Source organism: Wigglesworthia glossinidia endosymbiont of Glossina morsitans morsitans (Yale colony), from assembly GCF_000247565.1.
GTDB lineage: Bacteria > Pseudomonadota > Gammaproteobacteria > Enterobacterales > Enterobacteriaceae > Wigglesworthia > Wigglesworthia glossinidia_B.
On sequence record NC_016893.1, the window covers coordinates 306,354 to 322,748 of the forward strand.

15 protein-coding genes and 1 other RNA gene are annotated in these 16,395 nt (G+C 25.7%); 9 read left to right on the top strand and 7 right to left on the bottom strand.

Going from position 1 to position 16,395, the window contains the following annotated elements:
* From bioD to bioB, 4 genes are read right to left on the bottom strand one after another with little or no spacing between them, the layout of a single operon-like run.
* Positions 1 to 681 carry a dethiobiotin synthase gene (bioD, locus tag WIGMOR_RS01520; RefSeq protein WP_014354080.1) on the bottom strand — a complete coding sequence of 227 codons (681 nt, stop codon included), beginning with the start codon at positions 679 to 681 and terminating at the stop codon, positions 1 to 3.
* Complete coding sequence (gene bioC, locus WIGMOR_RS01525) at positions 674 to 1,447, bottom strand: malonyl-ACP O-methyltransferase BioC (RefSeq protein ID WP_041944111.1); 774 nt, start codon at positions 1,445 to 1,447, stop codon at positions 674 to 676. The genes bioD and bioC overlap by 8 nt, the downstream gene beginning before the upstream one ends.
* Positions 1,428 to 2,591, bottom strand: a complete 1,164-nt coding sequence (locus WIGMOR_RS01530) for an aminotransferase class I/II-fold pyridoxal phosphate-dependent enzyme (protein WP_041944112.1) — start codon at positions 2,589 to 2,591, stop codon at positions 1,428 to 1,430. The genes bioC and WIGMOR_RS01530 overlap by 20 nt, the downstream gene beginning before the upstream one ends.
* A gap of 1 nt (position 2,592) precedes the next feature.
* Positions 2,593 to 3,594 carry a biotin synthase BioB gene (bioB, locus tag WIGMOR_RS01535; RefSeq protein ID WP_014354083.1) on the bottom strand — a complete coding sequence of 334 codons (1,002 nt, stop codon included), beginning with the start codon at positions 3,592 to 3,594 and terminating at the stop codon, positions 2,593 to 2,595.
* A gap of 98 nt (positions 3,595 to 3,692) precedes the next feature.
* On the opposite strand from bioB, the gene bioA reads away from it, so the two are divergent.
* Positions 3,693 to 4,991 carry an adenosylmethionine--8-amino-7-oxononanoate transaminase gene (gene bioA, locus WIGMOR_RS01540; protein WP_014354084.1) on the top strand — a complete coding sequence of 433 codons (1,299 nt, stop codon included), beginning with the start codon at positions 3,693 to 3,695 and terminating at the stop codon, positions 4,989 to 4,991.
* Between the two features lie 148 nt (positions 4,992 to 5,139).
* Here bioA and WIGMOR_RS01545 read toward each other — a convergent pair whose 3' ends face one another.
* Complete coding sequence (locus WIGMOR_RS01545) at positions 5,140 to 5,715, bottom strand: BON domain-containing protein (protein WP_014354085.1); 576 nt, start codon at positions 5,713 to 5,715, stop codon at positions 5,140 to 5,142.
* A gap of 198 nt (positions 5,716 to 5,913) precedes the next feature.
* On the opposite strand from WIGMOR_RS01545, the gene rsmI reads away from it, so the two are divergent.
* From rsmI to lnt, 6 genes are all read left to right on the top strand, one after another.
* On the top strand, positions 5,914 to 6,768 hold the full coding sequence (gene rsmI / locus WIGMOR_RS01550) for a 16S rRNA (cytidine(1402)-2'-O)-methyltransferase (protein ID WP_014354086.1): 855 nt from the start codon (positions 5,914 to 5,916) through the stop codon (positions 6,766 to 6,768).
* A gap of 36 nt (positions 6,769 to 6,804) precedes the next feature.
* An RNA gene (gene rnpB / locus WIGMOR_RS03500) (RNase P RNA component class A) lies at positions 6,805 to 7,142 on the top strand.
* Between the two features lie 155 nt (positions 7,143 to 7,297).
* Entirely contained in the window at positions 7,298 to 8,092 is a 795-nt protein-coding gene (gene panB / locus WIGMOR_RS01555; RefSeq protein ID WP_014354087.1) for a 3-methyl-2-oxobutanoate hydroxymethyltransferase, read from the top strand.
* Between the two features lie 14 nt (positions 8,093 to 8,106).
* Positions 8,107 to 8,979, top strand: a complete 873-nt coding sequence (gene panC, locus WIGMOR_RS01560; RefSeq protein ID WP_014354088.1) for a pantoate--beta-alanine ligase — start codon at positions 8,107 to 8,109, stop codon at positions 8,977 to 8,979.
* A gap of 297 nt (positions 8,980 to 9,276) precedes the next feature.
* A complete protein-coding gene (gene ybeY / locus WIGMOR_RS01565; RefSeq protein WP_014354089.1) occupies positions 9,277 to 9,612 on the top strand; it encodes an rRNA maturation RNase YbeY in 336 nt (111 codons plus the stop codon).
* A gap of 46 nt (positions 9,613 to 9,658) precedes the next feature.
* The gene (gene lnt, locus WIGMOR_RS01570) at positions 9,659 to 11,179 is read left to right on the top strand and encodes an apolipoprotein N-acyltransferase (protein WP_014354090.1); all 1,521 of its coding nucleotides are present in this window, start codon (positions 9,659 to 9,661) and stop codon (positions 11,177 to 11,179) included.
* 8 nt (positions 11,180 to 11,187) lie between these two features.
* On the opposite strand, the gene gyrA is transcribed toward lnt, so the two are convergent.
* Positions 11,188 to 13,749 carry a DNA topoisomerase (ATP-hydrolyzing) subunit A gene (gene gyrA / locus WIGMOR_RS01575; protein WP_014354091.1) on the bottom strand — a complete coding sequence of 854 codons (2,562 nt, stop codon included), beginning with the start codon at positions 13,747 to 13,749 and terminating at the stop codon, positions 11,188 to 11,190.
* Positions 13,750 to 13,907: 158 nt separating this feature from the next.
* Here gyrA and ubiG point away from each other — a divergent pair, with 158 nt between their 5' ends.
* Entirely contained in the window at positions 13,908 to 14,609 is a 702-nt protein-coding gene (ubiG, locus tag WIGMOR_RS01580) for a bifunctional 2-polyprenyl-6-hydroxyphenol methylase/3-demethylubiquinol 3-O-methyltransferase UbiG (RefSeq protein WP_014354092.1), read from the top strand.
* Positions 14,610 to 14,611: 2 nt separating this feature from the next.
* Here the strand turns inward: ubiG and asd are convergent, their stop codons facing one another.
* Positions 14,612 to 15,709, bottom strand: a complete 1,098-nt coding sequence (gene asd, locus WIGMOR_RS01585; RefSeq protein WP_014354093.1) for an aspartate-semialdehyde dehydrogenase — start codon at positions 15,707 to 15,709, stop codon at positions 14,612 to 14,614.
* 87 nt (positions 15,710 to 15,796) lie between these two features.
* Between asd and WIGMOR_RS01590 the strand changes: the two genes are divergently transcribed.
* Positions 15,797 to 16,393 carry a MarC family protein gene (locus WIGMOR_RS01590; RefSeq protein ID WP_014354094.1) on the top strand — a complete coding sequence of 199 codons (597 nt, stop codon included), beginning with the start codon at positions 15,797 to 15,799 and terminating at the stop codon, positions 16,391 to 16,393.
* Positions 16,394 to 16,395: the final 2 nt, after the last annotated feature.

Genomic DNA, 16,395 nt, shown 5'->3' on the forward strand with positions numbered 1-16,395 from the left:
TTATTTTATTCTTTTAAAAAAGATATACTTATCTAAATTTAATTGCATATTTTCTTTACTTAAGAATGGAATATTTCCAATCATCGGAGCATTTATTTTTTTTTTAAAAAATTGAACATATTTGTATTTAAACGGCATATTCTTGTCACAATTGTTAATAATCCATCCTGCAAGTGGAACTTTTGCATTATTTATTGCTTCTACAGTTAGAAGCGCATGATTAATACAACCTAGTTTCATGCCAATAACTAAAATGACAGGTATTTTTTCTGACTTAACCCATTGACTGTATAACAAATTGACATTGATTGGCACATACCAACCTCCGGCACCTTCGATAATTAACCAATCAGTTATACGTGTGAATTTTTTTAAACTAAAAGAAAGATCTTGTTTGCAAATTTTGCAATTTTCTTGCGCACTTGCAATATGCGGAGAAGTAGCATGAAAAAATGTAAATGGATTAATATTCGAATAAGTTACATTTACATTATTAATATTCATAAATTTTATTGCGTCATTATTACGTAATCCATATTGCGTTTTTTTACATCCTGAGGCTATTAATTTACATCCTATAACACGTTTTCCAGAACGTATTATAGATTGTAATAGTGCACATACAGACAAAGTTTTTCCTATATTAGTATCTGTACCAGTAATAAAATAACGTTTAATCACGATATATTACTCCATACACTACGTAATAACTTAATCGAAAACCTTGAGAAGTATATGGCCAAAATTTTTCTAAATCATTTAAATATTTTTTACCTATAAATTTTGATTTATTACGATTATGTAAATAATTAGCACCTACACCTCTAATCTCATGTAATAGTTTCTGTACGTTTTCATAATATACGCATTTTAAATTTGCACTTAATTGATGGCGATATAAAGAGCAAGCGTTAGAAATAGAAGAGAAAGAAAGAAAATTATTAATATGCGAGTAGTCATCAATATTTTTCCATGCTTGTTGTAATTCAATTAGTGATCCCTGTGCTAATGTTGAAAGTGCTAATATTCCACCTGGTTTTAATATTCGATATGATTCAGATAATACTTGAGATATGTTTGGAGACCATTGCAATACAAGATTACTGAATACAATATCTATTGTTTGATTTAAAAAAGGCATATTTTCTATATCTCCTAATATGTACATATTAGCAGCGTGCTTTTTATATGCTTCTATCAACATATTTTTAGAAATATCTAATGCAATTACTTTATTATTATTTGATTTCCAATATTGACTAAACCATCCTGTACCACATCCAGCGTCTAATAAATTTTTTTTTATTACGTTTCCTGTTAACTTGCACAGATGATATCCACATAATCTTTGAAAATTTGCATATTTATCGTAATTATTAGCAGCTTTATCAAAGCTATATGCTATTCTATTTTTATGAAACTGCATATTAAATAAATCTTTCTGCATAAAATAAAGCCTCAATCAAATTATCAATATCACTTTTTTGATGCATTGCCGTAATAGTAATTCGGATGCGTCCTGTGCCTTCAGGAACACTAGGAGGAAGAATTGGATTCACCCAAAATCCTTTTTCTTGTAATTTTTTTGAAAATTTAATAGTTAGCAAATTGTCTCCAATAATTATTGGTTGAATAGCTGTATTAGAATATTTATATGATTTTAATTTCTTTGCAGAAATTTGAAATCTTTTAATATTTTGAAATAAACGATCTCTTAAATATTGAGAGCGCTTAATTTTTTTCAAAGCTATTAAGATTGCACCAGCTTGAGCAGGCATCATGGAAGTACTATAAATTAAATTTTTGGAATATTGCAAAAAATATTCAGCCACATTTTCTTGACATAATATTGCAGCTCCACATATACCTGCCGCTTTTCCAAAAGTAATTACTAATAGATTTGGAAAAATTTTTTTAATATATGGTGTTCCTCTGCCTTCACTACCTAATATGCCAAATCCGTGTGCATCATCTAAAACAAGGTAAATATTGCGTGATTTAGCAAGTGTTATCAATTTTTTTAAAGGCGCTTGATCACCGTCCATACTAAATACGCCTTCAGTAAAAATTAAAGAATTATTACTAAATTCTTTTTTTTCTAATAATTGAGATAAATGATGCATATCATTATGTCGAAATCTTTTGAACAAAATATTTTTATTTATAGAAGTTTCAATTACTGATGCATGACTTAAACGATCGACAAAAATATATTTAAATAATTTACTTAATACATATATAATTGCTTGATTAGCAGTAAATCCAGATGAAAATAAGAGTGCTCTAGGAAAATTTAACCAATCTGATAACCATTTTTCTAATTTTCTGTGTAATGGATGATATCCAATAATATTTGCAGATCCTCCCGATCCTAAACCTTCTAAGTCTACAAAATCTTTCCAAGATTTGATAATTTCTGAATTTGATGACAAACCAAGATAACTATTACTAGAAAAATTTAAATATTTCTTGTTTTTTATATAAATCAAACGTTTACTTCCATTATGAATTACTAATCTTTTACGATAAATATGACAATTTTTATTTTTTGATAATTGATTATTTATTTTATCATTCCAAGTATTATTCATCTTATAGTGCTGCGTTATAGTACATTTGATTCGACATTTTTTCGTTAACAATATCAGAAATATTTTTTGTATTTAAATTCAATTTTTTGAATAATCGAATATCTCGATCCATACTAGGATTTGATGTAGTTAATAATTTACATCCGTAAAATACAGAATTAGCTCCAGCCATAAAACATAATGCTTGCATTTGATCATTCATATATTCTCTTCCAGCAGATAGTCGTATAAAAGAATTAGGCATCATAATTCTAGATAAAGCTATTATTCGAATAAAATCAAAGGAACTAACTTTAGTATTATTTTCCATTGGCGTACCTTTGATTTTTACTAACATATTAATTGGTACGCTCTCAGGATGTTTAGATAAATTTGATAGTTGAACTAATAAACTAATACGATCTTTAATCGTTTCTCCTAATCCTAAAATTCCTCCAGAACATACTTTAATACCAGAATTTCTTATTTTTTCTATGGTTACTAACCGATCATTGTAACTTCGAGTAGTAACGATATTTTTATAATATTCTGGAGAAGTATCTAAGTTATGATTATAAAAATCTAATCCAGCATTTGCTAATCTATTTACTTGATGATCATTTAACATTCCGAGCGTCATACAAGTTTCTAATCCTAAATCTTTTACATGTTTAATCATAGATTCTAATAAAGGCATGTCTCGGTCTTTTGGATTTTTCCATGCTGCTCCCATACAAAATCGAGTAGCACCTGTTTTTTTTGCTTTTTTTGCAGCATTAATTACTTTATCTAAATTTATCAATTTTTCATTAGATAACCCAGTATTATATTTTGCACTTTGTGAACAATATTTACAATCTTCGGGACATAAACCAGTTTTAATAGATAAAAGAACGCTGACTTGCATATAATTAGGTTTAAAATTTCTTCTATGTGTCTTTTGAGCTTTAAACATTAAATCAAAGAATGGTTGATGAAATATTTTTGTAGCAGTTTTTATATTCCATTTTTTTTTGTTATTCATAAATCTTATTAAAACAATTTTATTATAATCCTAATAAGTGTATAGTATAATACTATATTGTCAAATATATTTATTTTAAATTTAATAAGGAATATTATATGCACATTAATGAAATTAATTTTGATCGTAATCATATTTGGCATCCATACACTTCTATTACACAACCTTTAAAAACTTATCCTGTTGTTTCTGCTAAAAAATGCAACTTAAAATTAAGTAATGGAAAATTATTAGTTGACGGAATGTCATCTTGGTGGACTGTAATTCATGGATATAATCATCCGAAAATTAATCATGCAATCATAAAACAATTAAAAAAAATGTCTCATGTTATGTTTGGAGGAATTACACATATTCCAGCAATAAAGTTATGTAAAAAAATTATGAATTTTGTTCCAAAAACACTCGAGTCTATTTTTTTATCCGATTCTGGTTCAGTATCTGTTGAAGTAGCATTAAAAATGGCTTTGCATTATTGGAATTCTAAAAATAAAAAAAAGAATATGTTTCTTTCATTATCCGGAGGATATCATGGAGATACATTTGGGGCTGTTTCAATATGTGATCCTCAATTTTCTATGCATCATATATATCAAGGATATATGCCTAAGCAAAAATTTATGAATGTTTTTCATCGTGATTTTGGCGATTCTTGGAAAGAAGGAGATGACAAAAACTTAATTAAATTAATTGAAAAAAACCATAAAAATTTAGCAGCAGTAATTGTAGAACCAATTGTACAAGGAATAGGAGGTATGAGATTCTATCATGTACAATATTTAGTTACTTTAAAAAAGTTATGCGATTTTTACAAAATATTATTAATAATAGATGAAATTGCTACAGGATTTGGTCGTACAGGAAAACTTTTTGCATGTAATTATGCCGATATCGTACCAGATATCTTATGCATAGGAAAAGCTTTAACTGGTGGATCAATTACACTTGCTGCTACTTTAACAACACAAAAAGTGTCTTCAACAATTTGTAGTGGTAAGTATTCTTCATTTATGCATGGTCCTACTTTTATGGCAAATCCACTATCCTGTGCAGCTGCATATGCTAATTTAAAATTACTTGAAAATAATAATTGGAAAAATCAAGTAAAATTTATTTCGCATTATATGTTAAAATTTTTATTAAAGTTAAAATTTCACCCTTATGTGTTCAATATAAGAGTACTGGGAGCTATTGGAGTCGTAGAAACAAAATTTCTTATAAATCTTGAAAAAATTCAAAAATGTTTTGTAAGTAATGGAGTTTGGATTAGGCCTTTTAAAAATTTAATATATTTAATACCTCCTTATATTATTTCTAAAAATGAAATAAAAAAATTAGTAAATGCAATTTTGCATGCTTTAAATGATGAAAAAAATTTTATTATTCCTACAAATTAATTGTACATTAATTATTTAGAATTAATTATTTTTATGTTTTATAAATATTTTGTTAAACATTTCAAACATCTAAGTTATTACTGGTATTCAATGCACTTAATATGTATTAAATATTTTTGTTAATCAACTTTTAAAGTTTATTAATATATTAAATATACTCAAAGAAAGTAATAATTTTATTTATATTATCAATTTTGCTTATAGCACTAATAATTATTTTTTCTTCTTTTTTTAAAATATCTCCAAAAATAAATACTTCTTTATTTTCTGTTATAATTTTTAAATTTCGTAATTTAAGTTTTTTATTAAAAATAATTTTTGCTCGAATTTTATTGGAAATCCAAGAATCTTCTAAAATTTGCATAAGTTCAATAGGTTGTGAAATACGAATCTCGTTATAAATTTCTTTTGAATTATTATAATTCTCTACTATTTTTTGTATATGATTTAAAACAAAATAATTTAAAACTTGACCGATAATGAGTATTTTATTGTTATAAGCTATAATTGAAATACGTGAAGATTGATTTTTTAATATTGAATCATTAAAAAAAGCACTTGAAATACGCATTTTTAAAGTTAAATTATCAACTTGAGTTCCTATGGATCTGGGATCAGATGCTACTTTTATTGCAATTGCAGTGCCAAACATTTGTGTATTAGTGCACCCTAAAATAGAAGTAAATATCAAAAAAAATGTTACTAAAAGTTTTTTGTTATTCATATAATTGTGTATTAAAATAAAGAAATTGAATTAAAAAATTTTATATAAATAATATATGTTAATGCTATAAAATTATACATTTATTTTTAAATCAAAATAAATGTATACTAGCTATATATATGAAATAACAAACTAAGTTAATTTTTCAATAGTATAGATATTATTCATGCAAATATATTTTGCTTTAACCTGATAAAAATGCAAAAAAATAAAAAATTACCATCAACTTTATATATAGTACCTACTCCTATTGGAAATTTAAAAGATATTACTTATAGAGCAGTATCTGTATTAAAATATGTCGATATAATAGCAGCAGAAAGTGTTTTATATGCAAAAATTTTATTAAAACATTTTTTAATTAAAAATCATTTGATATCTTTCAATAAAATTAATGAAAAAATTAAAACAAAACTTATAATTCGTTACTTAAAAAATAGAAAATCAATTGCACTAATATCGAATGCTGGTACACCTACAATTAGTGATCCTGGATATTACTTAATTTATATGTGCATAAAACATAAAATTAATATTGTTCCGCTTCCAGGTCCATGTTCTTTGATTACTGCATTATCAGCATCTGGTGTTGCTACAAATAAGTTTTGTTATGATGGATTTTTACCTAAAAAAAAATCTGAAAGAATAGCATATTTAAATTCTTTAAAATTTGAACACAGAACTATTATACTATTCGAATCTTCACGTCGATTACTTATTAGTTTGCAAGATATTGCGCATATTTTAGGGATGCAAACGCATATTGTAATCGCTAAAGAATTAACAAAAATTTGGGAAACGATATATCGTAATACAGTAGAAAAAATTTTAAATTTATTAAAAAATTCAAATATTTTGTTAAAAGGTGAAATTATACTTATTATAAAGCAAAATCAGATTGAATCTAAAATTATTTCGAAAAAAGCAATAAAACTTTTAAAGTTATTAACTATGCAAATTTCTAAAAAACAAGCAACATTAATTGTTTCAAAAACTTTTAAAATTAAAAAAAATTTGTTATATAAATATATAATTCAAAATATACATAACTAATAAATAAGATATATAGATATAATTACTATTTTTAATAAAGTTAGCTAGATAATCGCTAATAAAAATATTATTAGAGGAAAGTCCGGGCCTCATAGAACAAGATGCCAGATAACATCTGGGAAGTGTAAACTTACGACTAGTGCAACAGAAAATAACCGCCATTTTTAATGGTAAGGGTGAAAAGGTGTGGTAAAAGCACACCGCAAATTTTAGAACAAAATTTGGCCGTGTAAACTCCATCTGAGGCAAGACCAAATAGAAATTTAAACTGTTCGTTTGAATATTTCGGGTAGGTCGCACGAATAAATACGCGAGTATTTATCTAGATAAATGATTATCCATGACAGAACCCGGCTTATAGGCTAACTGTATTAAAAATTAATATAATTTTGCATATATTTAATACAATTTTTAATTTTTTCTTAAAAAATAAAAAGTTCTATTAAAATTAATATTAATATTTTTATATATAAATTGATATTTGTGTATTAGTATACTATTATAATAAAAAATAAAAATATAACACTACATGAAAAAAATTAATATTAATGATATTTATCAATTTAAATCAAAGCATAAAAAATTTGCTGCAATTACTGCTTATGATGCAACATTTGCTAATTTATTTTTTTCGCACGGTATCAAGGTAATTTTAATAGGAGATTCGCTAGGTATGACAGTACAAGGCCACTGTTCTACTATACCAGTAAAAATGGAAGACATGATATATCATACAAAATGTGTAAGACGCGGCGCACCATACTGTTTTCTTATTGCAGATCTTCCTTTTATGAGTTATTTTAATGTCAAAGATGCTCTAAAAAATGCTTCTAAATTAATGCAATCTGGAGCAAATATGGTTAAACTTGAAGGCGGAGATAAAATTCTTGAAATTGTCCATCAATTAAATATAAATTCTATTCCCGTATGTGGGCATATCGGATTAACACCACAATCAATTAATATGTACGGATCGTATAAAATACAAGGTAAAAAAAAATCTGAAATAAAACGTTTGATAAACGAAGCTACTCTTTTAGAAAAATCAGGAGTAAAGTTATTAGTTTTAGAGTGTATCGTGCAAAATTTATCTAAAGTTATTACTGAAAAATTAAAAATTCCAACAATAGGTATCGGGTCTGGATCAAGTACTGACGGACAAATTTTAGTGATGCACGACATTTTAGGAATTACTTGCGGAAAAATTCCGTCTTTTGCGAAGAATTTTCTCTTAAATAATTCCGGAATACCTGAAGCAATCGAATTATATGTACAAGAAGTAGAAAATAAACATTTTCCACATGCACAACATAGTTTTAATTAAATAACATAATTATTATGTTAATAATAAAAAAATCATACGAACTCATTCAAGTTCTAAACAAATTTAAATTAAAAAATTCTAATCTACAAATTTCCTTCATACCTACAATGGGAAATTTACATGCTGGGCATCTTGAATTGATCAAATACGGACTTTTGAAATCTCATTGCTTAATAGTTAGTATCTTTGTGAATCCAATACAATTTTCTGAATCAGAAGATTTTAAAAAATATCCCAAAAATTTAAAACAAGATATTAAAAAGCTTATTGCATATCAAGTAGATATATTGTTTTGCCCTACATTAAAATCTATGTATCCTTACGGTTGCAAAAATCATACATATATTGATGTTCCTCAATATTCATCTATTTTGGAAGGAGAAAAAAGGCCAAAACATTTTTTAGGAGTAGCAACAATTATCGCTAAGTTATTTAATTTGATTCGTCCTCAAATAGCTATTTTTGGACAAAAAGATTTTCAACAATTAATTATGGTACGTCAATTAATTTTGCATATGAATTACAACATTAAAATAATTAGTGTGCCAACAATAAGAGAATTTGACGGTTTAGCACTTAGTTCAAGAAATCAATATTTGAGTATTAGAGAAAGAAAAATAGCTCCAAATTTGTATCAGATTTTATTTCAATTATCTAAAAAAATTAAATCTAATACAATAGACATCATTATTAATAATGAAAAAAGTTTTTTGCATGAAGCATCTTCTAAATTAATTGCCTGTGGATTTAAAATAGATCTTTTAAAAATAAGGAACGCGAAAAATCTTATGAAATTAAATAATAATAATAAACATATAATTATTTTATGCAGTGCATGGATTGGAAAAACACGATTAATTGATAATATAAAATTTAAATTGTTTTAAAAAAAATAATTTTATTTTATGAAATCTACGGTTTGGTTACAATAATTAAATATATCGAATATAGAATTTTTTTACAAGAATCTGAAACATTTGAAAATATTTTTTAAATAAAAGATTTTTTAAAGAAATAAGATAAAATACTATTTTAATTTGTACACTATTTATAATGAAAAAAGAAAATTTTTTAACAATACAATATTGTTCGATTAAGAAACAATATACACCTTCTAAAAAAAAATACAATTATGGATATTAAAAACTTATAAAGTATGTAAAAGCATATCCTATAGAATTAATTTGCGTTTAGTAAACAAATGTGAAATTCATTTGCTTAATAAGAAATTTTTAAAAAAAAATTATCCCACGAACATATTAGCATTTCCATACGATGTACAGTTAAATAAAAATGTATTATTTTTAGGAGATTTAGTAGTTTGCAATAAAATTATTCAAGAAGAAGCACATCAACAAAAAAAAATAATTGATGCGCACTGGGCGCATATTATTGTTCACGGAACCTTACATTTACTAGGGTACGATCATGTCAATAGTTCAAAAAATAAAAAAATTATGCAACTTTTAGAAATAAAAATACTACGTTTTCTCGGATATAATAATCCTTATGAAAAATAATTATAAATAATCAAAAAAATTTAATATTTTAATTCATAAAATTTAAATGAAGTACGATGCATTAATAATATTTATCTTTGGAATTTTAAATACAATTTCTTTTTCTCCATATGATTTCTGGCCTGCAAGTATTTTTTCTATATTTGGTTTATTAGTTATTATCAACAAATATCAATACTGGAAAAAAATTATTTTTTTAGGATTCATATGGGGTATAGGAAATTTTTTTAGTTCAATATATTGGATATATTTTAGTATTTATCAATTTTTTGAGCTATCTTTCTTAATTAGCATTTTTTTAGTTTTTGTGTTATCAGTTTATTTATCATTATATCCTATGATTTTTGTTTTATTATTACAATATTTTTGTACACATATAAATCTTAAAAGATTTTTAATTGGAGCACCTTCCATATGGTTTTTTACAGAATTTTTAAGAGGCAAAATATTTACCGGATTTCCATGGTTAGAATTAGGATATAGTCAAATCGATGGACCTTTAAAAGGAATCGCTCCAATATTCGGAGTTTCGGGAATATCATGTATTATAATAATCATCAGCGGTCTGATTTCACTTTCTTGGACGAAAAAAGAAATTTTTCCGTTAATTTTAAGTTTTAGTATATTAATTATTTTATATCCTTTAAATTTTTTAAAATGGTACACTTTTGATAAACAATATATAAAAATTGCGTTAGTACAAGGAAATGTACCACAATCTTTATATTTTGATAATAATCAGGTAAATTTAATTTTAAAAAAATATATGCAAATTACTGAACCTTTTTTAAAGGTATCTAAAATTATTATTTGGCCAGAATCTGCAATTCCTTGTTATGATATAATATGTGACAATTTTTTAATGAATTTAGATCGAAAATTAAAACTAAAAAATTCTATTTTAATAACAGGGATAACAAGTTTTTATCAATCAGGATATTATAATAGCATTATGTTGCTAGGCAATGATCAATCATATGAATATAATTTAAAACATAAATATAATAAGCACTATTTAGTACCTTTTGGGGAAACACTCCCTATAAAAAATTTTTTTCAACCCATTTTAAAAAAATTTGGAATTTTCATTTTTAGTTTACAACGAGGAAAATATTTACAACCTCAGTTAAATATTTCAAATTTTCATTTTACCCCATCTATTTGTTATGAAATAATTTTTAGTGAAAAAATTAGAAACAATGTTCAATCCAATACAGATTTCTTACTTACTATATCGAATGATATATGGTTTGGAAATACTATTGGACCTTGGCAACACTTACAAATGGCACGTATGCGAGCTTTAGAAACAGGAAAAACATTGTTAAGAAGTAGTAATAACGGAATTACTGCAATAATAAATCCAGATGGAACATTAAAATCAAAATTACCACAATTTGTATGTGATGTTTTATTTGAAATAATATCTCCGAGCAAAGGAGTAACACCTTATGTATTTTTTGGATCTATGCCAATTTGGATTATAGTAATTATATTTTTTATTTATTCTATAATATATAAGTTTAAACTTGTAGAGTTGTTTGAATTTTTTATGAAAACACGTTAAAAGTCGATTTATTGTTTTTTTATATTTGATAAATCATTAATATGTTCAACTACTCTTTGCAGACCAACTACGTTATTTTCTTTTGAAATTCTTATTAGTCTAACACCATGTGTATTTCTACCGACAATGTTTACTTCAGATACCCTAGTACGCACTAAAGTGCCAGAATCTGTAATAATCATAATTTGATCATAATCATTTACTTGGACAGCGCCTACTACTTTGCCGTTACGCTTACTTACTTTAATTGAAATCACTCCTTGAATAGCACGTGATTTTTTTGGATATTCTGATTGGTTAGTACGTTTCCCATATCCATATTGTGTAACTGTTAATATTGGACTATTCCCTTTTGGAATAATTAATGAAACTACTCGATCTCCTGGAAGTAAACTGATACCTTTGACTCCACTTGCAGTACGTCCCATATTTCTTACTTGACTTTCAGAGAATCGTACTACTTTGCCATATTCTGAAAACAACATAACTTCTTGGCTTCCATCAGTTAAATCTACGCCGATTAATTTATCTCCTGCATTTAAATTAACTGCAATTATACCGGAATTTCTAGGACGACTAAATTCGCTTAAAGAAGTTTTTTTTACTATTCCGCTTGCAGTTGCCATAAAAACATATTTTTCTTTTTCATGTTTATGCACTGGTAAAATAGCAGTAATATATTCTTTTGGTTCTAATGGCAATAAATTTATTATAGGTTTTCCACTAGATCCTCGATTAGTTTCGGGAAGTTGAAAAATTTTCATCCAATATACTCTGCCACGACTAGAAAATAATAAAATACTATCATGTGTATTTGCTACTAAAAATCTTTCAATAAAATCTTTTTCTTTAATACTAGTTGCTGATTTACCTTTACCTCCACGATGTTGCGCTTCGTAATCTTTTAATGGTTGGTATTTTACATAACCTTGATGGGATAAAGTTACTACTACGTCTTTTTTATTAATTAAATCTTCTATATTGATATTAACAGGTTCTTGAATAATTTTGGTGCGTCTTGGATCTTTATATTCTTCTTTTAAAAGAACTAGTTCTCTCCGAATTTCATCTAATAATTTTTTGGGATATTTTAAAATTTGTTTTAAATAATATGATTTTTGTGTTAAATTTTTATATTCTGTAATTAATTTTTTTTGTTCTAGCTTAACAAGTTTGTGCAAACGTAAATCAAGAATTGCTTGTGCTTGATTTTTAGTCATATAATAATGGGTACTTTTTAAGAAAGTATCGTGTAACTTTTTATTTTTTTTAAAATGTGATATTAATTGATTTTTCATTAATACTTCAGAAAAATTAGTCAAGTTCCATGTATAAGAAGTTAAACGTTTTTGCGCTTCTTCTAAAGAAGTTGATTTTTTTACTAAATTAATTACTGTATTAACATTTAATAACGCAATAAAAAAAGACTCTAGTATATGCATACGATCATTTATTTTTTTTAATTCAAAATTAGTACGACGGGTAATAATAATACGACGATGCTTTAAAAAAGCAGATAATATCTTTTTTAAAGACAAGACTTTCGGTTGTCCATGATGCAAAGCAACCATATTAATTCCAAAAGATACTTGTAATGGAGTTAATGAATATAAATTATTTAATACTATCTCTCCAACTGTATCACGTTTAATTTCTACTACAATACGCATACCTTCTCGGTCTGATTCATCTCTTAGAGCGCTAATTCCTTCAATTCGTTTTTCTTTTACTAAATCAGCAATTTTTTCAATTAATCGAATTTTATTGACTTGATATGGTATTTCATAAATAATAATTGATTCTTTTCCAGTTCTATTATCAGCTAATATTTTAGCAGAAGCACGAATATAAATTTTTCCACGTCCACTAGTATATGCATCTTGAATACCTTCTGATCCATATATAACACCATAAGTTGGAAAATCTGGACCAGGTAAATGTTTCATCAAGTCTAATACACTAATATGCTTATTTTCTAAATAAGCTAAACATGCGTTAATTACTTCTCCTATATTGTGCGGTGGTATGTTCGTAGCCATTCCCACAGCAATTCCCGAAGATCCATTTAATAACAAATTTGGTATTTTTGTCGGCATAATTTCTGGCATGTATTCTGTATCATCATAGTTTGCAATATAATTTACTGTATCTTTTTCTAAATCTGTCAAAATTTCATGAGCAATTTTGGATAATTTGATTTCTGTATATCTCATCGCCGCTGCAGCGTCACCGTCAATTGAACCAAAATTTCCTTGACCATCAATCAATGTATACCTTAAAGAAAACTTTTGCGCCATACGCACAATAGTATCATATACTGCTGTGTCTCCATGAGGATGATATTTTCCAATAACATTTCCGACGATACGTGCTGATTTTTTATACGGTTTATTCCAGTCATTATTGATAGTTTTCATCGCAAATAAAATTCTACGATGAACTGGTTTTAGCCCGTCACGTACATCAGGTAAAGCACGTCCAATAATCACGGACATCGCATAATCTAAATATGAACGTTTTAATTCTTCTTCTATATTAATTTTTAGTATTTTTTTGTTATTATCATTCATAATTCATCTCGATTAATAATTTTTATTCAATTAAGTCAAAATTACGCTTAAATTTCATTATAACATTTTTTTTATTTAAAAAAGTATTGCATAATTAATCTTATTTAATAATAATTTTTTAAAAGTTAATTTCTCAATTTATTATAAAATATAAAATTATGTTTAAAAAAATAAATTTTTTAAAAAATTCTAATTTTGATGATATGGCATCTAAATGGTGGGATATAAATGGAATATCAAAATTTTTACATTTAATGAATCCACTGAGAACACAATATATCACTAATGCTTCTCAAGGAATTTTTGAAAAAAAAATATTAGATATTGGATGTGGAGCAGGAATTTTGTCTGAAAGCTTATGTAATGCAGGCGGAATAGTTACTGGACTAGATATCAGTAGTAACATGATACATGAAGCACGTATGCATGCAAAAATTAAAAATTTAAATATTCGATATGTTAATGAAAATGTATTAGCACATATTAAAAATCATATACAATATTATGACACAATTGTTTGTATGGAAGTTTTGGAACATACTCGTCATCCTATGGAAATAGTACATATATGTTCACAACTTATAAAACCAGGAGGAGATATATTTTTTTCGACTATTAGTCGTACTTTGATTTCTTTTTTTACTATAATTTTTTTAGCAGAGTATTTATTTCGATTTATACCAATTAAAACGCATAGTTTTGCACAATTTATTACTCCATGTGAATTGCTTGCTTGGTTAGATAATACTGGTCTAAAAGCGCAAGATATTATTGGTATAAAATATAATCCATGTACAAGAAATTTCTACTTATCTCCGAACGTCAATACAAATTATATAATACATGCACGTTTATTATAATACTATATAATTAGTTGATTTAAAACACATCTTAAAGGTTCAGCAGCTCCCCATAACAATTGATCTCCTACAGTAAAAATAGAAAGATATTTATTACCTATGCTTAATTTTCTTATACGACCAATTGCAATATATAACGAGCCTGATACACTTACGGGAGTAAGGTCATTGATTATTTTTTCTGGATCATCCGGTATTATTTTTACCCAAGCATTATGATTAGATAAAATTTGTTCTATTTCTAAAATAGAAACATTTTTTTTTAATTTTATTGTAAACGATTGACTATGACATCTAAGTGAACCTACACGTACGCAAGTACCATCTATAGGAATAACATGATTTAAATTAAGAATTTTAAAAACTTCTTCTTGATATTTTTTTTCTTCCAAGCTTTGTTGAAATTTAATTTTTTTTCCAATCCAAGGCATAATATTATATGCTAAAATAGAATTTTGAAAAATGTTTTTATTTTTTATTAGTTTATGTATCTTATTTTCTATCTTCAAAATATCAAAAGCTGGGTTATTTAATTTATTTCCTAATAAACTATGTATTTTATTAATTTGTAACAATAATTTACGTGTATAATTTGAACCTGCTCCAGTAGCAGCCTGATATGTGGCAACCGAAACCCATTCAATCAATTTTTTTTCAAATAATCCTCCTAATGCAATTAACATTAAACTGACAGAACAATTACTTCCTATAAAATCTTTATATCCTTGAAATATTTTTTTTTTAACTATACTACGATTAACCGGTTCTAAAACAATACATGAATTTTGATGCATGCGTAATATAGAAGCAGAATCGATCCAATATCCTTGCCAATTTAATTTTCTTAGTCTATTATGTATAATTTTAGTATATGAGTTGCCTTGGCAACTAACAATAATATCTAATTCAATTAATATTTCTAAATTAAATGCATGATAAATAAAATTTAATTTATTATTAATAATAGTTTTATACCGTCCATTTTGTGATGAAGAAAAAAAAACTGGTCGAATATACTTAAAGTCATTTTCTTCTTGCATGCGTTGAATTAAAACTGATCCAACTAAACCTCGCCAACCTATAAAACCAACATATTTCATGATCTAATGTCTCTTTTATATCTTTAAGTTATTTAGTAATTAATTTTTAATTAAACATATTAAAACATATAAAACATAGGAAATTATATGAATCAATTATTGTCAAATGTCATTTGGTTATTTTTTATAATAGATCCTTTTGGTAATTTACCAATAGTTATATCTATGTTGCATAAATATGATAGTAAAAAACAACGTAGCATTATAGTAAGAGAAATGTTAATTGCATTAATTTTTATGACATTATTTTTATTTTTTGGAAAAACTTTATTATCTATTTTTAATCTTAAAATAGAAATTGTTTCTATTTCCGGAGGTATTATTTTATTTTTAATGGCAATTAAGATGATTTTTCAAGATAATTATACCTCTACAGAACTAAAAAAAATCAACAAAATCCCATTTGTAGTTCCGATAGCTGTGCCTTTATTAGCAGGTCCTGGAATATTTTCAACATTAATTTTCTTATCTCAAAAAGAACAAAATAATAATTTAAACATTTTTTTTGCTCTTATTATTGCTTGGTGTGTATCTTTATTAGTTTTTTTATTTTTTATTACTATTTTTAAGTTATTTAATAACAAAGGAGTTAATGAATTAGAGAGATTTATGGGATTATTATTAATTATGTTATCTATTCAAATGTTTTTAGATGGTATAAAAAATTATTTTCATATTTTTTAATA